The sequence below is a fragment of the Rhodococcus sp. no. 34 genome, assembly GCF_054589475.1.
The window spans coordinates 23,525-45,929 of record NZ_BAAILK010000026.1; the positions used below are offsets into that span (position 1 = coordinate 23,525).

Consider the following 22,405-nt stretch of genomic DNA (forward strand, 5'->3'; position numbering starts at 1 on the left):
CGTCATCGACGACAGATTGCCACCTCGAAACGGAGTTCACTTGTCCATGCGCACAATACGATTCAGAGCCGCGCTCGCTGTCGTCGCAGCGGGAGTCCTCACTCTCGGGGCGGTGTCAACCGCGACGGCGGCCCCGCTGCCCAATGCGCCGTTCGGGGGCTGGGGAAAATGCCCGATAGCCAATCCGGAGACAAGCACCTGTGTCGACGTCGTCGTCAAAGGCGGCGAAATGAACATCAACGGGCTCAAAGTACCGATTCCTTCCGGCTCGTTGAATATCGCCGGCGGTGTCGCCTATCGCGAGAACCCCGACGCAGAATTCGGGTTCGACCAGATCTTCATTCCTCCCACTGACGGCACCAAAGGCGTCTATTCCAGCCCCATCGAGGTACCAGGAGGAATCTTCGGGCTCGGTATACCGTTCCCCGGCGGCTTGACCACCATCAAGGCAACAGTCGAACCGGTCGCGTTGCCAACAGTCGACGCATTCCAACTCGGTGTCACACTTCCGGCAAGATTGAAGATCTCCAACCCCTTGCTGGGCGGCAACTGCTATCTGGGTTCTGCGAGCAACCCGATCATGTTCAAACTCGGAGTGTCCGAGAATGGTGTCCTGGAAGAAGTTCCAGGATTTCCGGATACCGCCGCCGTCAGAAACGTGACGCACGCCGACCAGACGTTCGCGGTACCGGGCGCATCTGGATGTGGACTGTTCGGCGCATTGAATTGGGCAGTCAATCTTCGCGCCAACGTTCCGTCTTCGAGTGGTCAAAACTCGTTGACCACCACAAGCGATGTGTTCAACATCGGCGCCGACAGCCTGCGGACGCAGTAGAGCAAGCACCGGCGACTCACGAAGTATCACCGACAACAAGGAGATATCGATGTCCCATGCAGTTCGCCGCACCACCATCGTCACAGCTGCCGCCGCAGCCGCGATTGCAGTCGCAGCCGGCACCGCTCTGGCTTCGACCGTCGTCACTCCAGCGGGTCAAACCGTGACTGCTTCGAGCAGCAATCTCAGTATCAAGACAGGAACGATCACACTTACCTGCTCCAGTACGACGGGCTCCGGGACCATCCCATCCGCGCCGGGTAATTCCAACACCGGCACCGGCGGAGTCAACGTCAATATCGGCACCCCCAGCCTGACCGGGTGCAAGGCTAACGGCCTACCCGCTGTGGTCACCACCTCCGGCTCGTGGCTATTGAACGTCTCGGCAGACACCGGATCGGCTCAGGGATCCCTGGTCATTCCTGCAGGAGGCGCAGTCGTGACGATGCCCGGATCCACGTGCACAGTCACCGTCGGGGCCAGCACTATCGGACCGCTGCCATTCGATATTCCCAACCAGCGCGTCGTGGCCAGCAACACCGGCACTGTGAACTACACGCGTACCGGCACCGGGCCCGTCTGCCCCGCCGCAGCCACTGGCACGGCAACCATGTCCGGCACACTGCAGTTCGCGTCGGCCTCGCCGATCAACGTGACGCCGTAACGATCGACAGCTAGACAATAGGCTCGTTGGGGGATCGACGCTTCCGTCGCTCCCCCAACGAACGTCCTGTGGACCGGGTCCGCACACGATCGCCTTCGGTTACGCCACGAAGCGGACCGGCGCGTTATCCATCTCCTGCTTCGGTGGCGTCGAGTAACGCGCCAAGGGCGCGGTGGAGCTCGGCGAGTTCCCGCCCTCCGGTTTTCGTCAGCACTTCCGTATTCTTTGCATCCAATTGGCGGACAATGTCTTTAGCGAGCTCTATGACTCGTTTGCCCTCGTCACTGAGATCGAGGCGAACGGCTCGCGCATCGCGACTATCGCGTTCACTGACAACAAACCCGCTCTTCTCCAACGCTCGCACGAGCTTGGATATGTAGATTCGCTGCAATCCTGTGTGCACTGAGAGTTCTCGCTGACTCGGCCTCTCCCCCGCACTCACCAGACCATGCAGAGACGCGAGCACTGAATACTGGGCGTGAGTCAACCCCAGGTGCGCGATCGCTCGGTCAACCCCCGCCCGCCAGCGCAAGCCAAGGTGCCACACCAGCGACCCTGTCGTCCATGTTTCTCGATCTTGCATACAAATAGAATACATGGCTACTATCTCAATTAGAGTATATGGAAACTATTTGAGGAGTCGCAATGCCCACAATTCCCGTGCTCGACTCGACCATGGCCTACCGCTCGCGCGGTGAAGGACCACCCTTCGTACTCATCCACGGAAACCCCACATCCTCGCACTTGTGGCGAAACATCCTGCCGCAGATAGGAAATCTGGGCCACGCACTTGCCCCTGACCTCATCGGAATGGGGCGGTCAGGCAAACCGCCAATCAACTATGGCTTCCTCGACACCGCCCGCTACCTCGACGCCTGGTTCGACCAGATGGAACTCGACGACGTCGTACTCGTCGGACACGATTGGGGCGGGGCGCTTGCACTGGACTGGGCTGCCCGCCACCCCGATCGCGTCCGAGGTGTGGCCTTCTTCGAAACGATCCTTCGTCCGATGACCTGGGACGAACACTTCCCGGGAGAGGCACGGGCACGGGTGGAAGCTCTGAGGGACTCCGACACAGGAGAGACGAAGGTACTCGACGAGAACTTCTTTCTCGAAATAGCGCTTCACAGAACGGTTCTCGGTGAAATGACCGAAACCGATGCCGAGGCCTATCGCTCCCCTTATCCGTCACGAGAGAGTCGCCGACCCCTTCTCGAGTGGCCACGATCCTTCCCCATCGAAGGAACTCCCGGTGACGTGAATGCACGTGTGGCGGCGTACAGCGATTGGCTCGCAGAAAGCACCGACGTACCCAAACTTCTTCTCACCTTCAGCGGCCCCGCAGAACTTCTCATGATCGGACCTGACGAAGTCACGTGGAGCCGATCGAATATCGCAAATCTCGAGGTGGAACAGTGCGGTCCCGCGGGACATCTCGCCCCCGAGGATCAGCCTGCGGCCATCGCGGCGGCGATCACCGAATGGACACAGCGGCAACACTGTTTCAACCGCGAGTGGCGTGGGACCGTCGCCAAGTACTCTGAGGGCCGGTTTCCCCGACCCATGCGGTAGCGATCCAGACGATGCTCCGAAATATGGGACCGACACCACCTCCGCCGGATTTGTCCGATATAACTAACTGGCGAGTACGCCGGTTGGGACGAGGTCGAGAACGAGGGGGCGTGTGTGGTGAACGAGGACGGGTTGGGGCGAACGTCAGGATCGGGGGCTCCACACCGGGTGGGCGGCTTTCTCTATCACCGCAACGGCGATCGGTGGGAGTGGTCGGACGAAGTTGCACGGATTCACGGATACGAACCCGACCAAGTAGCTCCGACGACAGAATTGATGCTCTCGCACAAGCATCCCGACGACCGAAGACACGTTGCTCAAACACTGCACGCCATCCGCACTTCAGGCGGACCGTTCAGCAGCCGCCACCGCATCATCGACACTGCAGGGGACACTCACTCGGTAATCGTCGTCGGCGACAGCGTCGTGGACGAGTCGGGTGCCGTGGTCGGCAGCTCAGGCTTCTACATCGACGTCACCGAAACCCTCGACAGTACGGTGAAAGCGTCTGTCGACGTGCTGGTCAACGAAATCACCGCTTCTCGCGGAGTAATCGAGCAAGCCAAAGGCATGCTCATGGTGATCTACGGCATTTCGGCCGATCGCGCCTTCGACATCCTCGTGTGGCGTTCTCAAGAGACCAACGTGAAACTCCGGGATGTTGCCGAACAGTTGATAGTTCGAACGCTTGACGACTTCCGGGTCCCGACACTACTGCGGACCCGATTCGATCACGTGCTGTTACAGGGTTGAATGACAACAGGGTTGAGGGATCTGCTTAAGGCGGTTCCCGTGGCTGGCTGCTCAACCTCGAAGAACCTCGCCCGCATTGATTCCGGGACGGTCCGATGCGGCCTATCCCCGTTGTTACCCAACGCGGAGTAAAAGGAAACTACTCGTCGTCAGACTTCTCGTCGGAGGTCTCCTCGACCAGTTCAGGCGCCTGTTCTCGCGTTGCCATTCCCCCGTCGCCGCCCTTGTCCACGGGTCCTGGGTGCCCGCCCTTGGGCGACTGGTCGTTGTCGTCTTTGTCGGTCATGCGATCGTCCTCATCATCTCGTCGTCTCGGTCCTGGAGCCGGCGCAAAGAGACCGGGACCCAGCTCCATCTCAATCTAACGCGCTCAGGACTTCTCGCAACCCTCACCGATTTTGTTTGCATTTCAGTGCTTTCGGGCAGGTGACTGCGAACAGCATTTCCACGATGAGAGGTCGATCCCAGTGCGCGCAGTGACTTGGCAAGGCAAACGGAAAGTAAGCGTCGATACGGTTCCGGACCCGAAGATCGTCGAACCCACCGACGCAATCATCAAGGTCACCACGACGAATATCTGCGGATCCGATCTGCACCTGTACGAGACTCTGGGTGCGTTCATGAATGCCGGCGACATTCTCGGCCATGAACCGATGGGAATCGTCGAAGAAGTCGGTTCGGAAGTCACGAATCTCGAGATAGGTGACCGCGTCGTGATTCCGTTCCAGATCTCGTGTGGCAACTGTTTCATGTGCGATTCGAGCCTCTACACACAGTGCGAGACGACGCAGGTCCGCGATCAGGGAACGGGCGCAGCATTGTTCGGCTTCTCCGAGCTCTACGGCTCGGTGCCCGGCGGGCAGGCTGAGTACCTCCGAGTACCGCAAGCACATTTCACACACATCAAAGTTCCCGAAGGTCCCGCGGATTCGCGATTCGTCTACCTCTCCGACGTGCTCCCCACCGCTTGGCAGTCGGTCGAATACGCCGACATTCCGCCGGGTGGGTCCGTGACAATCCTCGGCCTCGGACCGATCGGTGACATGGCGGCTCGTATCGCCCACCACAAGGGGTTTCGAGTAATCGGTGTGGACCGTGTACCCGAACGCCTTGCGCGCCTTGCCGAACGCGGTATCGAGACCCTCAACCTGGACGACTACGGCAGCAAGATCGGCGATGCCATCAGAGACGCGACAAACGGCCGCGGAACCGATTCGGTGATCGACGCTGTCGGTATGGAAGCGCACGGGTCTCCGATCGGAAAGCTCGCGCAGCAGTTCGTCGGACTCCTTCCCGATGCTCTTGCCGCGCCTGCGATGCGTAACGCAGGAACCGATCGCCTTGGCGCTGTCTATTCGGCCATCGACATCGTTCGGCGCGGCGGAACCATTTCTTTGATCGGTGTCTACGGCGGAATGGTCGATCCGCTGCCGCTGATGACCATGTTCGACAAGCAGATTCAGCTCAGGATGGGCCAGGCGAACGTCAAGAAGTGGGTAGAGGACATCATGCCCCTGCTCACTGACGACGACCCACTCGGCGTCGACACCTTTTCCACCCATCAGCTGCCGCTCGATGAGGCGCCACACGCCTACGAGATCTTCCAGAAGAAGCAGGAAGGCGCGGTCAAGATCCAACTGAAACCGCACGGGTAATCCAACTCCGCAGTATTGTCGCCCGATATGCCGTATTTGGATCGCGCCGGAGAAGTATTTGTCCTCCACCTGGGTAAAGAAGGCGAGCCGGATACGCCGAATCCGTTCAATCCCCAGTGGCTCGACCAGGTCGAGGGCCTCCTCACCGAAGTCGAGAACTTCGACGGTCCTGGGGCGCTGGTCACGACAGCTGTGGGCAAGTTCTATTCCACTGGGCTGGATACAGATTGGATTCTGCACAACGCCGATCAGGTCAACGGGTACATTGACCGCGTGCAAACCTTGTTCGCGCGAATCTTGACGTTTGCGATGCCCACCGTCGCCGCGATTCCGGGACATGCCTTCGGCGGTGGTGCAATTCTGGCCACCGCGCACGATCACGTCGTGATGCGTGAGGATCGCGGTTTCTTCTGCCTGCCAGGGATCACTATCGGCGCGAGTTACGCACCCGGAAGCATCGCCCTACTGGCATCCCGTCTTCCGACACGCGCAGTCCACGACGCGCTCGTCACAGGTAGGAGGTACGGCGGAATCGAGTCATTGTCAGCAGGATTCGTAGATCAAGTCGCGACTGCGGACGATGTACTTTCAACAGCCGTCGACTACGCACGCACGTTGACTCGAACCCGTGGGCGCACGCTCCATGAGATCAAGGAACTGCTGTATGCCGAGCCGTTGGCCCTCCTACGAACGCCAGTAGTCGGAATCGACAAACAGGTAATACTGAAAGACAACTGACCGATACCACCGATCGTCGCACTCGCTTCACACACGCTCGACAGAAAGTAACTGAAACCGAAATGGCTCGGGTACTCACCGTCTCCGACAGCGTCGTCGTCAGCTCCGACGCGCTTTCCCTCTACGCGCTCATCAGCGATCCCACTCGTATGGGCGCTTGGAGTCCCGAAAACTTAGGCGCAACCTTGCGAAGTGACCGCGAAAGCGCTTTCCTGGGAATGGAGTTCGACGGACACAACAAGCGCGGGCACGCGCAGTGGACCACAAGATGCACAGTCACTGCAGCCGACGCCGGGAAGCTCTTCGAATTCCGTGTTCACAAGATCGGCCTCAGTACTCCCCGGATCCCCGCCTCCATCGCAACCTGGCAGTACCGATTCTCGCCGGTGCCCGACGGAACCCGAGTTACCGAAACGTGGACGGACGACAGGCGCAGCTGGCCGGACTTCGCCGCCGACATGTTCGACAAAATTGCCACTGGAGGAAAAACGTTCGCCGACTTTCAGCGCAGCAACATTCGCAAGACGCTCCTGAACCTCAAGAACGCAGTTGAGCAGGAGGCTTCCGGAATCGAAGGTAACGTCGGCTGACCGGCCGACACCATTTGTGGCAGTTTCTGCCACTTTTGGTACAGTGCGGATATGGCAACAGCCCGCCGCACTGGACTACTTCTCCGCGTCTCGCAGAGTTGTGCTGCCGCTTTCGTCGAACGCGGTGATACTTCGACAACCATCGCCGAACTCGCGGAGCGCGCGGAAATCTCCGAGCGAACGTTCTACCGCTGCTTCGCCACCAAAGAGGAGAGCATCTGGCCGATGCTCGACGACGGGAATCGGAGTCTCACCGTTGCACTCGGTGAGCAGCCACACGATTCCGGACTGGCGCTGGCCGTCCGGAACGCCTTCGTCGCCTCGGTCGGTGAGTCTTTCGAAGACATGACTCGATCCCTGATGCCGATCATCTTCGGTGATGCCGCACTCCGGAGAGTATGGGAATCAGCGACTTTCGAGACGATGGAGCTCATTCGCCCCGAAGTGGCCCGGCTGATCGATCGACCGGAAACCTCGCTCGACACCACTGCAGCGGCGGGTCAATCGACGCTCGCTGTGGTCGCAGCACTGCGGGAAATGGCAGACCGCCGAACACCTGCACTCACGGCAATCAACCGCGCGCTCGACGCGTTTTCGATGTCGTATCTCGCGCACCCTACAGGTAAGGAACAGTCATGACTCAAGATCTCTCCGGAAAAATCGTTCTCGTCACAGGTGGCGCCCGCGGCCTCGGTGAAGCGTTTGCGCGCGGCATCGTCGCAGGCAACGGGCGCGTGGTCATCGGCGACATCCTCGATGACGACGGTCGAGCGGTGGCCGAATCTCTCGGCGAGGCAGCGCGTTACGTTCATCTCGACGTCACGGACCCGGGATCCTGGAAGTCCGCCGTCGAGTTCGCCGTGTCCGAGTTCGGCGCAATCAACGGACTGGTCAACAACGCGGGAATCTCCGCTTCCGGGCAGACCGTCGCCGACGAGCCCCTCGAAATGTTCCAGCGCATCATCCAGATCAACCTCGTGTCCGTACACACCGGAATCCACACGGTGGTCCCGTTCATGAAGGCCGCCGGTGGCGGATCCATCGTGAACATCTCCTCGGCCGCAGGCCTGATGGGTATGGCTCTGACCAGCGGTTACGGCGCAGCCAAGTGGGGCGTGCGAGGGCTGAGCAAGATTGCTGCCGTCGAACTCGGTCGCGACAAGATCCGGGTCAACTCGGTTCACCCCGGCATGGTCCTGACGCCCATGACTGCACCGACAGGTATCAGCCTCGAAGAAGGCGCATTCCCCAACAATCCGTATCGCCGCGTCGGTCGCCCGGAGGAGTTGGTCGGTGCGGTCACCTACCTTCTTTCAGACGATGCCTCGTACACAACAGGTTCCGAGATCGCCGTCGACGGTGGTTGGACTGCCGGACCGTCGATCGAGTACATCGCCGGCCAATAAAGTCGGCTTCCGTTTCCGCCTGAATCTGCGCAGGCCGAGCACCCTCAGGTGGGCACCAAAATCTCCCTGATTGCGTTCGGAGAAGGCAACTTTCGCAGTCGCTGGAGCGCCCGATGCAGGTCGAGTGACACCTGGTCGGTCGTACGGGCGAGCGATGTTGCAGTCTCATTGTTGTCGAGGCCGACGATCAACCGCAACACCAGGACGTCGCGCTCGACAACCGGAAGCATTGTCGGAGGCGGGAGCGACCCGCCGGCGAAACCGTCGGATGCCGCACGAGCAATCGCGACGCTCGTACTCGCGTACAGCAGACGCAGGAAAGGCTGATTCGTCTCCGATCCGTCGCACACTGCCGTGAGAACCGCGACGCACGCGGCATCCGCGGCGGAGTCGGAGACGGCCCGATCAAGCTCGGCGCGGCACCGCAGCACAACCATCGGACGAAACGCCGCATACAAACTGGTCATGGACTCGCGGCCACCACTCCGCGCCGCGGCGGCAAGCCCCTCCAGCGAGCCTTCCTGCAACATGGGCTCACATTCTCTCTTTCTCGACGGGGAATTTGTCATGCAGTCCGAGGGATCAGCTGGAACCGAACTGTCCGGCGAAGGGGTTCACAGTCGGCGCGGGTGCCTGATCTTGCCAGCTTTGCCATTGGTTCTGGTTGTCCTGGCCCCACTCGTTGCCCTGATCCCAGGTACCGCCCTGATTCCAGTTACCACCCGGACCGCCGTTTCCGCCATGGCCCCAATCGTGGGCGTGATCCCCACCCCTATCGCCATTCCAACTGTTATCAACTTGTGCGACATCATGATTCAGAGCGTCTGCTGAAGCCGGCGCGGCGAGGACGGCCAAGGGTACGGTCAATACTGCACCCGTCACGGCGAGCTTGGACAAGAAGTGCTTCTTGCGTTGTTCCGGTACGGATAGTCGTGTCATGATCAATCCCTTCTCCATAGATTTGTCGAGACGGTCTCTCGCTGTCTCGATTGGGGCACTCACCAGTGAAGTCCTGCATCCTGGCCGTCCACTGGCACTAACCTGGCAAATTCCTGGCAGGATGCTGATTCAAACCGAACGCCTTGCACTGCAAAACTTTTCGACCCAGTCAGCCGTGCATTCTCTGCTCCAAGTCCGACCGTTCCGTTCCAGGCGACGAGGGGTCACACGGGCGTAAGGTCGAGAGAGTTCGGCTCAGTCGTCAAGAGCGGAAGGACACCCAGACAATGCGGAGCGATGGAGATACGTGGGACATCGTCAGTAGCGTCGGACTCACCGCGCTGGCAGTGGCAACGTTCCGAGCACTGGAGAGCACCCGTCCGGACGCGATCATCGAAGACAAGTTCGCCTCGTGGTTCGTAGAAGCTGCAGCCGAGCCGCATTTCACAGCTCTTCTGAAAGATCCCACACTCCTCGAGGACACCCCCTTCGGCGGTTTCATGGGGTTGCGAACCAGGTTCTTCGACGAATTCTTCTCGTCGTCAACCGAATCCGGAGTAAGGCAGGCGGTAATCGTTGCAGCAGGGTTGGATTCGCGTGCGTACCGGCTGGATTGGAGCTCAGGATCGACGGTATTCGAAGTGGATCAGCCAAAGGTGCTGGAGTTCAAAGCCGAAGTGCTCGCGGCGCACGACGCCCAGCCGAAGACCGATAGACGCACTGTGCCTACTGATCTGCGAAACGACTGGCCGGCCGCACTCGAGGAGGCTGGTTTCGACCCGAACGAACCCACGGCCTGGTCGGCGGAAGGCCTGCTCGCCTATCTCCCCGGCCCGGCCCACGACGCCCTGTTCGAGCGGATCGACGAACTCTCGGCCACCGGTAGTCGCTTGGCAGTGAACGACTTTCCGGCCGGAACCGACCCGAGCAAGCTGGCGGCCATCAGATCCAAGTACTTCGCCGAGAACCCATTCGGAGACCTGGACATTTCGCAACTGTTCTACAGCGACAAGCGATCCGATCCGGGCCAGTGGTTGGCTGAACACAATTGGACTGTCCGACGCTTCAGCTCGGTCGAGTTGGCAGAACTGTACGATCGCCGGATCCCCGAACTCCCCGAAGAAATCGCAGCGCTGTCAACGCAACCCTCCTTTTTGGCCGCGACCAAGAACTAGCTCTCGCAGTCATCACGAAAGTTCTTCGAGTGCAGCCTTTCTCCCATTTGTCCAGCTGCAAGGTGCGTGTCACCACTACAAGTGGTTGACGGTACCCGAGGATGAACCGATTCAGTACCTCAGTCTGAGTACGTCTACATCTCAGACGGACGCGCGCCGAAGAGAACGCTGATGAAATGAGTCCATGAAACTCGAACACACACGCAGGAAGAGTCGCCCGCTCACGCTGGTGGCACTTGCCTCCGCAGCGGTATTCGCCCTCGCCGCATGTACTTCCGGGACTGATTCCGCACGAACCTCTGAAAACAGCACAAAGACCTCCCCCACCGAGACACCCACGACAGTCACGATCCCCGACAGCCCCGTCGGCAAGCAGATCACCTGGCTTCTCAATGCGTTCAACACGAGCGCGCCATTGACCCAGGAAGAAATCGCCGAACACTTCGGGCCCACTGCACCCGTCGTCCTGACACCTCCGGACTTCGACTCCATCCGAGCCGGACAGCCTTGGACAACAGTGAAGTACAAGGGAGGCGACTCCGACGGCACAGTTTCCATCACCAGCACCACCGGCGGTGCGTTCGACGTCAACGTCGTTGTCGACGGCAACGGGCTGATCCTCGGAATGGCGATCACACCGACCAAGGACGTTCATGTGCCGGCCGCATCTTGGCAAGAACTCGAGGCAGCTGTCAAAGCGCTTCCCGCGCCGACCAATCTGACCGTCACCGAGGTCACCGAAGGAAAGAACGCCGAAGTCTTCAGTGTCGGCGACACCTCACCACAGCCCACAGGGTCAACGATCAAGCTGTACGTTCTCGGCGCGGTCGCGACGGCCGTCCAGAACGGGACACTCTCCTGGGATCAGAAGCTCACCATCACCGACGACCTCAAATCGATGCCCGGCGGGACCATGCAGGACCTGCCATCGGGAACTGAAGTCACGGTCCGAGATACCGCCGGCAAGATGATCTCGATCAGCGACAACACCGCCACCGACATGCTGATCGCTGCTGTCGGGCGCGAGCAGGTAGAAGCCGAGTTCGCCCCGATGGGCATGGCAAATCCTTCGCTCAACATCCCGCTCAAGCCGACCCGCGCACTGTTCCAACTCGGCTGGGGTGACCAAGGCGCACAACGTATCGCTTGGCGCGACGGAACTCCGGACGAGCGTCGAGCGATACTCGCGGCACTACCTGGCGGCCTGGTGGACATCCCGGCGTCAGCATTCACCACCCCCGCATGGCCTTTCGACATCGATTGGTTCGCCTCGCCCGCCGACCTGCGTGCCGCGTTGGTCACGTTGCAAGAGAAGGCGAAGACCGAGAGCGGCGCACCGGTTCGAAACATTCTCGCCGAGGATCCGGCGCTCAGTGACGAGTCCGCGAAATGGTTCACTTACGGCGGATTCAAGGGCGGCAGTTCCATCGGGGTCCTCGCGGGTGCCTATTACGTGGAACACGACGATCGTGCCTGGGTTGTCACCATGCAAACTCATGGTGACGACGCTGCACTGGTTGCCGACCCGGCTCTGTACTTCGATCCGGTCGACGACGCGATGCTCTTGATCCAGAATGATGCGACCAGCTAAAGCGCACTCCCCAACTCGAGCGCACGTCCCAACTCGCGCAAGATTCACCGAAAGGCCTGTCCCGACAAAGGGATCCGTTGGGGCAGGCCTTTGTGATCGGTCAGGAAAGTACGACGCGCTCGAGCCTGTCGGCGATCGCTTTGCCGACGCCCCAGTCGAGTGCTGCACACCCGACCGACTTGAACACCGTGCGACCGTGACGCTCCACGCCGGATTCCATTACCGCGCCCAGTGATCGGAGGTCGGAGATGGGGAACTCTCGCTCGATTGCCGACCTGACTTCGCCCGATCCCTCCAGACATCCGGCTACGTCGTCGAGGACGGTAACCGTCGAAGCATCGATGAGCCCGGCAGGGAGTTCCGTCATCGACGGACGGAAAGATCCGACTGCATTGACGTGGACGTTTGCCGGTAGTGCTGCGAGGTCGAACAACGGTGACGTGGCACCGGTCGCACAACACACCACGTCAGCATTTCCGACGCATTCGTTTGCCGATCCTGCTACCGAGAGCCGGAGTCCTGGATGCCTCACTTTTGCTTCGTCGACAAAGCGTTGTGCATGCGCGAGAGTCCGGCTGTGTACCGAGATCTCCTCGAATTCCCGTACTGCGCAGCAGGAATCAAGTTGTGTCGCGGCCTGGGCGCCGGAGCCGAGGATCGCCAGACGCCGGACCTTTTCGGGCGCCAGCACGTCCGTTGCCACACCGGAGACCGCACCGGTTCGCAGCGCGGTGAACCGGTGGGCCTCCACGCTGAATCGCGGAAGTCCGGTGGCTCCGTCGTACCAGAGCACAGTTCCTTCGATGCGCCTGCTTCCGTCGATGTCGTAGATCGTCAGCGTCTTGACAACGGCGTCTCGGGTGGTCCGATGCAGTGCGGACATCACGAGCAACTGGCCGTCCGCCACGACCGTTCGCGGTGGTTGTTCGAGCCGCCCCTCGTGAAGTTCGGTGATGGCACTGGCCACCGCTGCGACGGCGACCCCGACGGGAATCAACGAGTCGAGCCTGGCGAGGGCGATGTGTGGAGCCACTGCATGATCTTCGATTTCCATCGTTTTCCGATTCCGTTTCTCGGGGTGTACTTCAGGGCTAGTTCACTGAAATTCCTTGACATCCAATCGGTAAGGTATTACACCTAATGCATCCTCGCAAGGCTCCGTACGAACCCGCCGTTCCGAACGAACGGCCCGAAGGTGGATCTGATGGACAAGACAATGACGCGGTTCTCGAGGCGTACCGCTCTGGTGGGAACTGCAACTGCACTCGCACTGGTTCTCGGTGGTTGTTCAGGCGCAACTCAAGACGCCGGCGCCTCGTCCGAGCCCGCCGGCGAGCCGCAGCGGGGCGGTGAACTGCGAGTTTCGATCGGCGCAGAACCGATTGCACCTGCGTTCGACATGGGAACAATGGCCGTCACCTCGGTGGGCACAGCATCGATCGCTACCCTCGCGTACAACGGTCTGGTCGACTTCAAGGACGGTCAACCGGTACCCGAACTCGCTACGTCCTGGAAGCAGACCTCCCCCACGCAGTACGTCTTCACCCTCCGCGATGGTGTGAAGTTCACTGACGGAACGCCGTTCGATGCCGAAGCAGTCAAATTCAATCTCGATCGATTGCTCGACCCGAATGGAACCGGTGCGAACCTGCCGCCGTCTTTGGAATCGGTTGAGGTCAGCGCACCCCATGAAGTAACCATGAATCTCTCGACCCCCGCCGGTGGATTTGTCGCCTCGTTGCGCCGTGGACGGGTGATGATGATGTCCCCAACCGCCGTGACGCAGTACGCCAAGACCGACCCGTTCAAAGCTTCGGTGGGCACCGGTCCGTACAAGTTCGAGGAGTACAAGACCGGTCAGTACATCAGGCTCGTCCGCAACGACGATTACTGGGCTGACGACAACTACCTGGATTCGATCAAGATCTCGATCCTTCCCGACCCGACCACCTCGATGCAGGCATTCGTCAACGGGGAACTCGATGTTCTCGGTGTGACACCGGCCCAACTCGCACAAGTCAAAAGCCGAGGCAACTCGGTCATCAAGACGTCGATCAGCAACACGTTCAACTACGTCAGTTTCAACCAGGCGGTCAAGCCTTTCGACAACGTCGACGTACGCCGCGGGTTCTCTGCAGCGATCAACCGTGACGGTATCGCACAGGGCATTTACCAGGGATACGCCGATCCGGCGAGCGGGCCCCTCAGCCCGAAAATCGGCGATGCCTACTCGGACCTCTCCGGTCTTGCCTCACAGACGTTTTCAACAGACAAGGCAAAGGAATTCCTGAAGAACGGAAACTTCGACCTCGGTACGACGGTTCCGTTCAGCACCTTCACCCAGACTCCGTTCTCGACAGAAGCCGATGCGGTTGCCGAACAGCTCCAGAACGTCGGCATCAAGGTCGACCTGAGCAAAGAGGAGTTCGGATCCTGGGCTCAGAAGATCTACACAGCAAAGAATTTCACGGTCATGAACAGCGGTCAGACCACGGCCACCGTCGATCCCGACGAGATTCTCTACCCCTTGTTCCACAGTAAGGGCGATCTGAACGCCTCTTCGATCAACGATCCCGAACTCGACAAACTGCTCGACGCTGCTCGCGCCGAACAGGATCCGCAGCAACGGGCACAGATGTACCAGCAGGCATCCAAGCTGATCGCGGACAATGCCTACGCAGCGTTCACCGTGTACCCGCAGAAGATCGCCGCAACCAGCCCATCGGTCGGCGGATACGAATTCACGGAGGGTGGCACCAATCCACTCTCGAGGGTTTGGCTCGCCAAGTGAGCGTGATCGAAGCGGTACCTGATTCCGACATGCCGCCGAAGGAGCGAGAGCCCGCGCCCTCGTCCGGCCGGCTGCGTCGAATCGCGCGCACCCTGTTGGTCAATGCCGCACAACTGGGAATCGTCGGACTCGCCGCAACATTCCTGATGTTCGTACTCCTTCGGACGATCCCCGGGGACCCCGCTCGCACAGTGAGCGGGCCGGGCGGGTCTGTCAGTCCTGAGCAGATCGCACGTATTCGTTCCGAACTCGGTCTCGACAAGCCGGTGGTGGTCCAGTATTTCGACTGGCTGTCCGCCGCCGCTCGCGGCGACCTCGGAAAGTCGTTGGTGCTCAACGACTCGGTGACGACCTTACTGTCCGACCGCATCGTCGTAACACTTCAACTGGGCATGTATGCGCTTGGCTTCGCATTGTTGGTCGCGGTACCACTGAGCGTCCTCGCTTCAAGGTTCACCAGCGATCGCGCGAACCGGAGTGTCCGACTGGTCGGAACGCTGGGTATCGCAGTACCCAGCTTCTGGTTGGCTCTCCTGTTGATCATCGCGTTCCAGAACGTCTTGCCGACGTTTGGATACTCGTCGATCAGTGACGGTATCGGTGCGCATTTCCAACACATGATTCTTCCGACCATCGCGCTGGGTGTCGGTATGTCGACTCTGCTCTTCGAGACCACGCGTGCATCCTTGATCGGCACACTCAACTCCGATTACGTCCGGACGGCAAGGTCATTCGGGATCCCCGAGCGTCGCGTTTACTCTCGATACGCACTACGGAACGCACTACTTCCCACTGTGACGATCGCCGGACTGGAGATGGGCGCGCTGATGGGCGGAGCACTCCTCGTCGAAAATGCTTTTGCCGTTCCCGGTATGGGCCGACTCCTCGTTCAATCCGTCTTGGCTCGCGACTACACAGTGGTGCAGGGTTGCATCCTCGTGCTGGTCATCGTTGTCGTATCTGTCAATCTTCTGATGGATGTCGTCTATTCCCTCATCGATCCCAGAGTCAGGACCGACAATGACTGAGTCATTCGGAGCTGCGCTTTCCCCGTCTTCCCCAATCGCGCCGAGCACACGTCAGCGGCGTCGATTCACGGCCCGCATTCTCTCCTTGCCTGGTCAGAAGGTGGCATGGAGCATTCTGTTCGTACTGGTGTCGGCGGCCGTGCTCGCGCCTCTTCTCGCGCCGCACTCCCCCAACGTCCAAGATCTCACGTCGACTCTCGCCCCACCCAACGGTGAGCATCTCCTCGGCACCGATGATCTGGGTCGAGATCAGTTGAGCCGTCTACTGTTCGGACTCCGCACCTCACTCGCCATCAGTGCTGCAGTGACATTGGGCGTCATGATCATCGGGCTACCACTCGGAATGCTGGCAGGCTTCACCCGTGGAATTGCGAATACCGTCATTGCCCGGGTCATCGACGTCGGGCTGGCTTTGCCTTCATTGCTGCTCGCACTGGCGCTCATCGCCGCAATGGGAGCGGGGGTCACCAGTACGGTCATCGCTCTCGTTGCGGGCTACACGCCGTATCTCGCACGGGTTACACGCAGTGTCGTACTCAAGATTCGTGAAGAGGAATACATCGACAGCGCAGCCGTGAGCGGAGTTCCGACCTGGCGCATCATCGTTCGGCACGTCACGCCGAACATGATCGAATCAGTGTCGGTTCAGCTGACCCTGATCTTCGCCTTCACCGTTATCGCCGAAGCCGGGCTCAGCTTCGTCGGTCTCGGTATCCAGCCACCGACCTCGTCTCTGGGCAACATGCTCGCCCTCGGGTCGACCCACAGCATCGACCTGCCTTTGATGTCGATAGTCCCCGGATGCACCATCGCCCTCGTCGTCATCACTCTGCTGGTCTGTGGAGACGGCCTTCGCCACGCGCTCGACCCGAGGAGCAACCGATGACGATACCGCTGCTGTCGATCACGGATCTCCGTGTAGCACTGGCAGACAATCCCGCACTGCGACCAGTGGACGGAGTCAGCTTCCACATAAATTCGGGTGAGAGCGTCGCACTGGTCGGTGAGAGCGGCTGCGGCAAATCAGTGACGTCGTACTCCGTACTCGGCCTCCTCGAAGGCTCCCTAGCGGCACATGGAGAGATGGTCTTCGACGGCCGGCAATTCGACATGTCCGACCGTGGTGCGCTGGCCCCGCTTCGAGGCACCGACATTGCGATGATCCCCCAGGACCCCGGAACCTCGCTGAACCCAGTGGTGAGCATCGAACGACAACTCGGCGATCTCGTACGTATACATCACAAGGTCACCAAACGCATTGCAGCCAAACGAGTACGCGAACTGCTTGCCCGAGTCGGGATTCCGGCCCCGGATCGGGTCGCCGGTGCCTTTCCTTTCGAATTGTCCGGTGGGATGCGCCAACGTGTACTCATCGCAATGGCTCTGGCCTGCGAACCGACGATGCTCATCGCCGACGAGCCGACCACCGCATTGGACACAACAGTGCAAGCGCAGATCATGGATCTGTTGCACAGTCTCATCGAAGACGAGGGGATGTCCATGATGTTCATCTCGCACGATCTCGGGCTGGTTGCACAACACTGCAACCGGGCGTACGTGATGTACGCGGGCAAGATCGTCGAATCCGGATCCGTCGACAACGTACTGCGTGAACCGGAGCATCCGTACACGCACGCACTGGTCGACTGTTTGGAAAGCATGAACTCGGGCGCTCGGCGTTTGAAGACGGTACGAGGGATCGTGCCGCCGTTGTCTGACCGAAACCACGGTTGCCACTTCGCCCCACGCTGCGACCGTGCGGGCAACGAATGCCTTTCAGGCTCGCCCGAACTCGAAAGAAGTGGACACAATCTCGCGGCCTGTCTGCACCCGATGACCGGCTCACATCAGCGCGTCTTGGCAAGTGAGGTGGCTCGATGACCAAACACCAGTTAGTTTCCACACACGAAGTGGCCCGCTTGGAAGGGATCACCCATTCCTTCCGGACACGTCTGGGCGGCCGCGCCGTGCAGGCGCTTCGGGGCGTCGACCTGTCGATCCCGGCAGGGCGGTCTCTCGGACTGGTCGGTGAAAGCGGAAGCGGCAAGTCCACTCTCGGTCGAGTTGTGACCGGCCTGCTCGAGCCGTCCGGTGGCAACCTGGAAATATTGGGGCAGCGTGTCACCGGCAAGTCCTCTCGCAAGCGAACCCCGGGATCGGTGCAGATGATCTTCCAGAACCCGCGCGCATCGATAGATCCGAAGCTGCCGATCTGGCGTGCCGTCGCCGAACCACTACGCATAGGCGGGCATTCGGCGCGTCGCCAGGACGTCGACGATTTGCTCGACCGTGCCGGACTGAGCGCTTCGTACGGAGACATGTACGCACACCAACTTTCGGGTGGGCAGTGCCAGCGAGTGGCGATCGCACGCGCCGTCGCAGCGAAACCGAAACTCATCGTCGCCGACGAACCTGTCTCCGCCCTGGACGTTTCGGTGCAGGCGCAGATTCTCAACCTCCTCAAGGACATTCAAGAGGACTCCGGAACATCCTTCCTTTTCATCAGTCATGATCTTGGAGTCGTTCGATTCTTCTGCGACGAGGTTGCCGTCCTGTATCTGGGTCAGGTGCAGGAGTACGGTTCGACCGAGAGCATTCTGACCGACCCCGCACACCCGTACACACGCGCATTGGCCTCGGCATCGCCGACACTGTTCTCCGAAGCTGCGCGAGAGCGGATCATCCTCACCGGCGAGCCCCCGAAGCCTGACAACCCGCCGGGCGGCTGTGTCTTTCACGAGAGATGTCACCTACGCATCGGCGCGATCTGCGACACGGTTTCGCCCCCGACCTATTCCACGCCGTCAGGTGAGGCGCGTTGTCATCTTTACGCCCCGCCTAATTCCGCGAGTTCATGAACACGTCACTGCCTTGACCGAAACATTCTCCTTCACACCAACCCCCGGAACGGAATACCATGAGCACCAATCCCCTCAGGATCCTCGCCTCCATCGCCGACGTGTGTGACGACGCAAACGCCACCGTTGCGTTTCACGTCCGCAGCCTCGACGGAAACCTCGAAATCGGTTCCGGCGCCGATGCACGTTCGGTGACCGCCTCGACCTACAAAGTCCCCGTCATGCTCGAGGTCGCCGCCCAAGCATCCGAAGGACGCATACAACTGGCCGACCGAATCAAGGTCCCTGCAGACAGGCGCACCATCGGGCCCTCCGGGATTTCAGCGATGACGGACGACGTGGAAGTATCCATCCGGGACTTGGCCCTGCTCATGATGCAGGTCAGCGACAACACCGCCACTGACATTCTGCAAGAGATGGTAGGTACCGAGAACATCATGAGCCGACTCCGCGCGCTCGGATTGAACTCGACCTCCATCACCACCGATTGCGAAGGCATCATTTCGCTTGCTCTCCAGGAACTCTCGACCGATGAATACGCAACTTTGCAGAACACCTCCACCGGCAACCCGTTCGGGCTTCCCGAGGACGAGTTCGTCGCGGCCATCGCAGCAGGCGAGTCGTTGAACGCGCGCGGCGGTAACACCAGTACCCCTCGTGAGATGACCGAACTGCTCAGCCTCATCTGGACGGACAAGGCTGCAGACGCCGAAGCCTGCGCAGAAGTACGCCGAGTGATGGGCCTGCAGTTCGCGCCTCACCGCCTCTCCTCCGCGTACGTCGACGGACCGACGATCTCCGGCAAAACCGGCACGTTCCTTGCCGGGGTTCGCAACGAGGTGGGCGTCGTCGACTTCGGCGACGAGGATCTCTACGTTGTAGCGATCTTCCTGAGGGACAAGAACAACTACATGCGTAACAGCAAGGTGGACGCGGCAATCGGGAAGATCGCCGCACTTGCGATCGACAGCCTTCGGAACGCAAGCCGCGACGCCGCTGCGACGGCGGTAACAGCCTGATGAGCCCTACGCTCGGCGCACCCCCTCGATGGCGGAGATGACGTGGACCCAGATGCAGGAGGCGATGAACGACGGGATCCGCAACGTCATCTTCGCGGTGGGAGCGACCGAACAACACGGCCCGCACCTGCCTCTGTCCACGGACACCCTGATCGGCACTGCCACTTCGCTTGCCGTCGCCACACGGATCGGGGCGACAATGGTGGCGCCCACCATCGCGTTCGGAGTTTCCCCGCACCACATGTCGTTTCCCGGAACGGTCTCTCTGCGCGAGGCGACGTTTCTCGACGTAGTCGAAGATTACGTTCGCAGTCTCGCCGCTCATGGGTTCGACAATATCCTCGTCATCTCGAGCCACGGCGGCAACTTCGAACCCCTCGCGCATCTGATCGAGAGAGTCGGACCCCGGATCGGCGAGACACGGATTCATGCGCACACCGATCTTCTCCAGTTGCTCGCAGCTTTCGAAGCAGTGGCTGAGGAGGATTCGATCTCTCCCGAGGCCTGCGGTTCTCATGCCGGCGATTTCGAAACATCGATAGTCCTCGCACTGCGACCCGACCTCGTCGACATGAACGCCGCCGAGCCCGGATTCCTTGGACGCTTCGACAAGGACACTGCCACCGCGTTGTTCGACGGCGGGACAAAAGCATTGTCGGTGAACGGTATCTTGGGCGACCCCGTCGCCGCACTGGAGTCACGCGGCGAACGGTACCTCGAATCACTGACCACCGTTGTCTCGGAGTACTTTCGTACCGAGATCGCCCAGCACGAGGGACGCAAAAGATGACTGTCGACGTACAGCGGGTGGTTCAGGCCGAACTCGACGCAATGGTCGCCGCAGACACCCAACTCGGCATCCAGGTTGCGGTGTACCAGCACGGTCAGTTGATCGTAGATGCCTGGTCCGGGCACACCGAACCCACTCGAAGTGCGCCCGTCCGAAGTGACACCTTGTTCCCGATCTTCTCGTGCAGCAAAGGTCTCATGTATACGACGGTGCATCTGCTTGCCGAACGCGGCGAACTCGACTACGACGCACGGGTCAGCGACTATTGGCCGGAGTTTGGACAGAACGGCAAGGGAGAGGCGACTATTCGACAGGTCCTCGTCCACACGTCCGGAGTCCAGGACATAACACACGACTTTCACCTCGACAACTGGGACGGCACCTGCGCTCGCCTGGCCGAGTCCGAGGCGATGTGGACTCCGGGTAGCGAGACCGCGTACCGCGGACTGTCTTCCGGATTCGTTCTCGGCGAGGTAGCAAGTCGCGTGTACGGGAAGCCCTTCGGCCAGATCGTCGCCGAACTGATCTGCGAGCCTTTGGGTATCACGGATCTGTTCTTCGGCGTCCCTCCTTCGGTTAGGGACCGCATCGCGGTTCTCGCGAACGACGAATCAGTTCTGACCGGTCCCGCGTCGAGCCCTGATACTCGGATCATGGCGGAGCTCTTCAACACTCCGTCGATTCAGGCATCAGCTGTCCCTGCCGGAGGTGCCATCACCTCCGCTCGATCCTTGGCCAAACACTATGCGTCGTTGATCGGCGATGGTGTGGACGGAGTGCGTCTACTCCCGCCAGCGCGGACCACTCTGGCAACGACGCTGGAAACCGATGCGTACGATCAAACGCACAAGGCGCCGGTCCGCAAGGGTTTGGGTTATCTACTGGGCGACAAAGGGATTGCAATGGGCGGACGGTCGAATTCATTCGGCCACAGCGGGTTCGGCGGTTCGTACGGGTTTGCCGATCCGGACTACGGTTTGAGTTTCGCGCTCACGAAGAATCGACTGGTTGCCACGACGCCTCTCGAGGTGCCGGCCTCGGTCGTCCTGGCGAATACGGTACGAGAAGCTTTGTCCATCCCGAACGGTTGACCGCCCCGGACCGAGTCGTCACGAAGACAATCGACAAACGGAGAGTCTCACTATGCACGTTTATATTTCGGTGGACATGGAAGGCATCGCAGGAATTGCGACGCTCGACCAGATAGTTCGTGGAGGTCACGGATACCAACGTGCGCAAGCACTGATGACGGCCGAGGCCAACGCGGCAATCGCCGGAGCATTCGACGCGGGCGCGCAATCGGTGCTCGTCAACGACAGTCATGGAACGATGGACAATCTGCTGCACGCCGAACTGGATCCGCGGGCGCGGGTTCTGTTCGGATCGCCGAAACTGCAGTGCATGGCAGAGGGTCTCACCGCTGAACACGACGTGGCCCTTTTCGTCGGCTACCACGCTCCTGCGGGTGGTCCGGGTGTGCTGGCACATACGTTCTCGGCTCTGTTCACGGATGTTCGTCTCGACGGCAGGACCGTGTCGGAAAGCGATGTGAACTCGCTCTACGCGGCTACTCACGGCGTGCCGGTCGGCTTGGTCACTGGAGATGACGTGATCTGCGGGTTGGTCAGCGCTACGTCTCCTTCGACCGAAACCGTCGTGGTGAAGCAGGCGCACGGGTGGTCTGCTACCAACTCGCTTCCGCCGAGTCTGGCGTGCGCAGCCATTCGCGATGCATCCAGACGAGTTGTGCAACAGTGCGACTCGCTGAAGCCGACGGAGTTACGCGACGAGTGGGTCCTCGAAATCGTTCACCCGACAACAACTGCTGCGGAGATGGCGGAGGGTGTCCCCGGTTCTCGGCGAACGTCAGATCGAACCATCGAGCATCGCTTGAACACCGTCGACGACATCATCGGACTGATCACCGTCAACTATCAATTGGCATCTGCCGGCCTCCGCGGACAGATGACGATCGCCAACCGTCAGTAGAGGGCAAAT

Annotated in this window: 25 protein-coding genes; 20 read left to right on the forward strand and 5 right to left on the reverse strand. The window is 60.4% G+C overall.

Annotated elements, in window-relative coordinates:
• The first annotated feature begins 46 nt into the window (after positions 1-46).
• Positions 47-835 carry a hypothetical protein gene (locus ACYP01_RS09220; RefSeq protein WP_083058341.1) on the forward strand — a complete coding sequence of 263 codons (789 nt, stop codon included), beginning with the start codon at positions 47-49 and terminating at the stop codon, positions 833-835.
• A 49-nt stretch (positions 836-884) separates the two neighbouring features.
• Positions 885-1,499 carry a hypothetical protein gene (locus tag ACYP01_RS09225; protein WP_054827310.1) on the forward strand — a complete coding sequence of 205 codons (615 nt, stop codon included), beginning with the start codon at positions 885-887 and terminating at the stop codon, positions 1,497-1,499.
• Between the two features lie 124 nt (positions 1,500-1,623).
• On the opposite strand, the gene ACYP01_RS09230 is transcribed toward ACYP01_RS09225, so the two are convergent.
• Positions 1,624-2,097: a MarR family winged helix-turn-helix transcriptional regulator gene (locus ACYP01_RS09230; RefSeq protein ID WP_349304091.1), complete on the reverse strand. Its 474-nt coding sequence runs from the start codon at positions 2,095-2,097 to the stop codon at positions 1,624-1,626.
• Positions 2,098-2,144: 47 nt separating this feature from the next.
• On the opposite strand from ACYP01_RS09230, the gene ACYP01_RS09235 reads away from it, so the two are divergent.
• Both ACYP01_RS09235 and ACYP01_RS09240 read left to right on the forward strand, forming a co-directional pair.
• A complete protein-coding gene (locus ACYP01_RS09235; RefSeq protein ID WP_459679555.1) occupies positions 2,145-3,074 on the forward strand; it encodes a haloalkane dehalogenase in 930 nt (309 codons plus the stop codon).
• A gap of 114 nt (positions 3,075-3,188) precedes the next feature.
• Complete coding sequence (locus tag ACYP01_RS09240) at positions 3,189-3,827, forward strand: PAS and ANTAR domain-containing protein (RefSeq protein ID WP_037132380.1); 639 nt, start codon at positions 3,189-3,191, stop codon at positions 3,825-3,827.
• 139 nt (positions 3,828-3,966) lie between these two features.
• On the opposite strand, the gene ACYP01_RS09245 is transcribed toward ACYP01_RS09240, so the two are convergent.
• Entirely contained in the window at positions 3,967-4,113 is a 147-nt protein-coding gene (locus tag ACYP01_RS09245) for a hypothetical protein (protein ID WP_003945804.1), read from the reverse strand.
• Positions 4,114-4,294: 181 nt separating this feature from the next.
• Between ACYP01_RS09245 and ACYP01_RS09250 the strand changes: the two genes are divergently transcribed.
• The 5 genes from ACYP01_RS09250 (at position 4,295) to ACYP01_RS09270 (ending at position 8,216) form a co-directional block, all read left to right on the forward strand.
• Positions 4,295-5,482, forward strand: coding sequence for a zinc-dependent alcohol dehydrogenase (locus ACYP01_RS09250; RefSeq protein ID WP_459679560.1), 1,188 nt, complete (start codon positions 4,295-4,297; stop codon positions 5,480-5,482).
• Between the two features lie 27 nt (positions 5,483-5,509).
• The gene (locus ACYP01_RS09255; protein WP_459679562.1) at positions 5,510-6,220 is read left to right on the forward strand and encodes an enoyl-CoA hydratase/isomerase family protein; all 711 of its coding nucleotides are present in this window, start codon (positions 5,510-5,512) and stop codon (positions 6,218-6,220) included.
• Positions 6,221-6,282: 62 nt separating this feature from the next.
• Positions 6,283-6,810, forward strand: a complete 528-nt coding sequence (locus ACYP01_RS09260) for an SRPBCC family protein (RefSeq protein ID WP_459679565.1) — start codon at positions 6,283-6,285, stop codon at positions 6,808-6,810.
• 51 nt (positions 6,811-6,861) lie between these two features.
• The gene (locus ACYP01_RS09265; RefSeq protein WP_459679568.1) at positions 6,862-7,449 is read left to right on the forward strand and encodes a TetR/AcrR family transcriptional regulator; all 588 of its coding nucleotides are present in this window, start codon (positions 6,862-6,864) and stop codon (positions 7,447-7,449) included.
• Positions 7,446-8,216, forward strand: coding sequence for an SDR family oxidoreductase (locus ACYP01_RS09270; RefSeq protein ID WP_459679571.1), 771 nt, complete (start codon positions 7,446-7,448; stop codon positions 8,214-8,216). Before ACYP01_RS09265 ends, ACYP01_RS09270 begins: the two co-directional genes overlap by 4 nt.
• Positions 8,217-8,260: 44 nt before the next feature.
• On the opposite strand, the gene ACYP01_RS09275 is transcribed toward ACYP01_RS09270, so the two are convergent.
• The gene (locus ACYP01_RS09275) at positions 8,261-8,746 is read right to left on the reverse strand and encodes an RNA polymerase subunit sigma (RefSeq protein WP_459679573.1); all 486 of its coding nucleotides are present in this window, start codon (positions 8,744-8,746) and stop codon (positions 8,261-8,263) included.
• Positions 8,747-8,798: 52 nt separating this feature from the next.
• The gene (locus tag ACYP01_RS09280) at positions 8,799-9,155 is read right to left on the reverse strand and encodes a hypothetical protein (protein ID WP_459679576.1); all 357 of its coding nucleotides are present in this window, start codon (positions 9,153-9,155) and stop codon (positions 8,799-8,801) included.
• A 287-nt stretch (positions 9,156-9,442) separates the two neighbouring features.
• Between ACYP01_RS09280 and ACYP01_RS09285 the strand changes: the two genes are divergently transcribed.
• Both ACYP01_RS09285 and ACYP01_RS09290 read left to right on the forward strand, forming a co-directional pair.
• Positions 9,443-10,330, forward strand: a complete 888-nt coding sequence (locus ACYP01_RS09285) for a class I SAM-dependent methyltransferase (protein WP_459679579.1) — start codon at positions 9,443-9,445, stop codon at positions 10,328-10,330.
• 184 nt (positions 10,331-10,514) lie between these two features.
• Entirely contained in the window at positions 10,515-11,921 is a 1,407-nt protein-coding gene (locus ACYP01_RS09290) for a serine hydrolase (RefSeq protein ID WP_459679582.1), read from the forward strand.
• Between the two features lie 100 nt (positions 11,922-12,021).
• Here the strand turns inward: ACYP01_RS09290 and ACYP01_RS09295 are convergent, their stop codons facing one another.
• Positions 12,022-12,975 carry an ornithine cyclodeaminase family protein gene (locus ACYP01_RS09295; RefSeq protein WP_459679585.1) on the reverse strand — a complete coding sequence of 318 codons (954 nt, stop codon included), beginning with the start codon at positions 12,973-12,975 and terminating at the stop codon, positions 12,022-12,024.
• 150 nt (positions 12,976-13,125) lie between these two features.
• On the opposite strand from ACYP01_RS09295, the gene ACYP01_RS09300 reads away from it, so the two are divergent.
• From ACYP01_RS09300 to ACYP01_RS09340, 9 genes are read left to right on the forward strand one after another with little or no spacing between them, the layout of a single operon-like run.
• On the forward strand, positions 13,126-14,712 hold the full coding sequence (locus ACYP01_RS09300; protein ID WP_459679588.1) for an ABC transporter substrate-binding protein: 1,587 nt from the start codon (positions 13,126-13,128) through the stop codon (positions 14,710-14,712).
• On the forward strand, positions 14,709-15,740 hold the full coding sequence (locus tag ACYP01_RS09305; RefSeq protein WP_003945487.1) for an ABC transporter permease: 1,032 nt from the start codon (positions 14,709-14,711) through the stop codon (positions 15,738-15,740). The genes ACYP01_RS09300 and ACYP01_RS09305 overlap by 4 nt, the downstream gene beginning before the upstream one ends.
• Entirely contained in the window at positions 15,733-16,626 is an 894-nt protein-coding gene (locus ACYP01_RS09310; protein WP_064112944.1) for an ABC transporter permease, read from the forward strand. The genes ACYP01_RS09305 and ACYP01_RS09310 overlap by 8 nt, the downstream gene beginning before the upstream one ends.
• Complete coding sequence (locus tag ACYP01_RS09315) at positions 16,623-17,621, forward strand: ABC transporter ATP-binding protein (RefSeq protein ID WP_051649482.1); 999 nt, start codon at positions 16,623-16,625, stop codon at positions 17,619-17,621. The genes ACYP01_RS09310 and ACYP01_RS09315 overlap by 4 nt, the downstream gene beginning before the upstream one ends.
• Positions 17,618-18,598 (forward strand): oligopeptide/dipeptide ABC transporter ATP-binding protein, encoded by a 981-nt coding sequence (locus ACYP01_RS09320; RefSeq protein ID WP_037132368.1) that lies wholly within the window; start codon positions 17,618-17,620, stop codon positions 18,596-18,598. Before ACYP01_RS09315 ends, ACYP01_RS09320 begins: the two co-directional genes overlap by 4 nt.
• A 59-nt stretch (positions 18,599-18,657) precedes the next feature.
• Entirely contained in the window at positions 18,658-19,617 is a 960-nt protein-coding gene (locus ACYP01_RS09325; protein ID WP_003945892.1) for a serine hydrolase, read from the forward strand.
• 37 nt (positions 19,618-19,654) lie between these two features.
• Complete coding sequence (locus tag ACYP01_RS09330) at positions 19,655-20,407, forward strand: creatininase family protein (RefSeq protein ID WP_064112958.1); 753 nt, start codon at positions 19,655-19,657, stop codon at positions 20,405-20,407.
• Positions 20,404-21,498, forward strand: a complete 1,095-nt coding sequence (locus ACYP01_RS09335) for a serine hydrolase domain-containing protein (protein ID WP_065456069.1) — start codon at positions 20,404-20,406, stop codon at positions 21,496-21,498. The genes ACYP01_RS09330 and ACYP01_RS09335 overlap by 4 nt, the downstream gene beginning before the upstream one ends.
• Positions 21,499-21,550: 52 nt before the next feature.
• Complete coding sequence (locus tag ACYP01_RS09340; RefSeq protein WP_064112942.1) at positions 21,551-22,396, forward strand: M55 family metallopeptidase; 846 nt, start codon at positions 21,551-21,553, stop codon at positions 22,394-22,396.
• Positions 22,397-22,405: the final 9 nt, after the last annotated feature.

Coding starts and splice junctions, on each gene's coding strand:
- ACYP01_RS09235 (WP_459679555.1), top strand. CDS start 2,145: ATGCCCACAATTCCCGTGCTCGACTCGACCATGGCCTACCGCTCGCGC.
- ACYP01_RS09315 (WP_051649482.1), top strand. CDS start 16,623: ATGACGATACCGCTGCTGTCGATCACGGATCTCCGTGTAGCACTGGCA.
- ACYP01_RS09290 (WP_459679582.1), top strand. CDS start 10,515: ATGAAACTCGAACACACACGCAGGAAGAGTCGCCCGCTCACGCTGGTG.
- ACYP01_RS09280 (WP_459679576.1), bottom strand. CDS start 9,155: ATGACACGACTATCCGTACCGGAACAACGCAAGAAGCACTTCTTGTCC.
- ACYP01_RS09295 (WP_459679585.1), bottom strand. CDS start 12,975: ATGGAAATCGAAGATCATGCAGTGGCTCCACACATCGCCCTCGCCAGG.
- ACYP01_RS09255 (WP_459679562.1), top strand. CDS start 5,510: ATGCCGTATTTGGATCGCGCCGGAGAAGTATTTGTCCTCCACCTGGGT.
- ACYP01_RS09310 (WP_064112944.1), top strand. CDS start 15,733: ATGACTGAGTCATTCGGAGCTGCGCTTTCCCCGTCTTCCCCAATCGCG.
- ACYP01_RS09230 (WP_349304091.1), bottom strand. CDS start 2,097: ATGTATTCTATTTGTATGCAAGATCGAGAAACATGGACGACAGGGTCG.
- ACYP01_RS09220 (WP_083058341.1), top strand. CDS start 47: ATGCGCACAATACGATTCAGAGCCGCGCTCGCTGTCGTCGCAGCGGGA.
- ACYP01_RS09320 (WP_037132368.1), top strand. CDS start 17,618: ATGACCAAACACCAGTTAGTTTCCACACACGAAGTGGCCCGCTTGGAA.
- ACYP01_RS09270 (WP_459679571.1), top strand. CDS start 7,446: ATGACTCAAGATCTCTCCGGAAAAATCGTTCTCGTCACAGGTGGCGCC.
- ACYP01_RS09325 (WP_003945892.1), top strand. CDS start 18,658: ATGAGCACCAATCCCCTCAGGATCCTCGCCTCCATCGCCGACGTGTGT.
- ACYP01_RS09225 (WP_054827310.1), top strand. CDS start 885: ATGTCCCATGCAGTTCGCCGCACCACCATCGTCACAGCTGCCGCCGCA.
- ACYP01_RS09275 (WP_459679573.1), bottom strand. CDS start 8,746: ATGTTGCAGGAAGGCTCGCTGGAGGGGCTTGCCGCCGCGGCGCGGAGT.
- ACYP01_RS09245 (WP_003945804.1), bottom strand. CDS start 4,113: ATGACCGACAAAGACGACAACGACCAGTCGCCCAAGGGCGGGCACCCA.
- ACYP01_RS09260 (WP_459679565.1), top strand. CDS start 6,283: ATGGCTCGGGTACTCACCGTCTCCGACAGCGTCGTCGTCAGCTCCGAC.
- ACYP01_RS09300 (WP_459679588.1), top strand. CDS start 13,126: ATGGACAAGACAATGACGCGGTTCTCGAGGCGTACCGCTCTGGTGGGA.
- ACYP01_RS09340 (WP_064112942.1), top strand. CDS start 21,551: ATGCACGTTTATATTTCGGTGGACATGGAAGGCATCGCAGGAATTGCG.
- ACYP01_RS09335 (WP_065456069.1), top strand. CDS start 20,404: ATGACTGTCGACGTACAGCGGGTGGTTCAGGCCGAACTCGACGCAATG.
- ACYP01_RS09285 (WP_459679579.1), top strand. CDS start 9,443: ATGCGGAGCGATGGAGATACGTGGGACATCGTCAGTAGCGTCGGACTC.
- ACYP01_RS09330 (WP_064112958.1), top strand. CDS start 19,655: ATGACGTGGACCCAGATGCAGGAGGCGATGAACGACGGGATCCGCAAC.
- ACYP01_RS09265 (WP_459679568.1), top strand. CDS start 6,862: ATGGCAACAGCCCGCCGCACTGGACTACTTCTCCGCGTCTCGCAGAGT.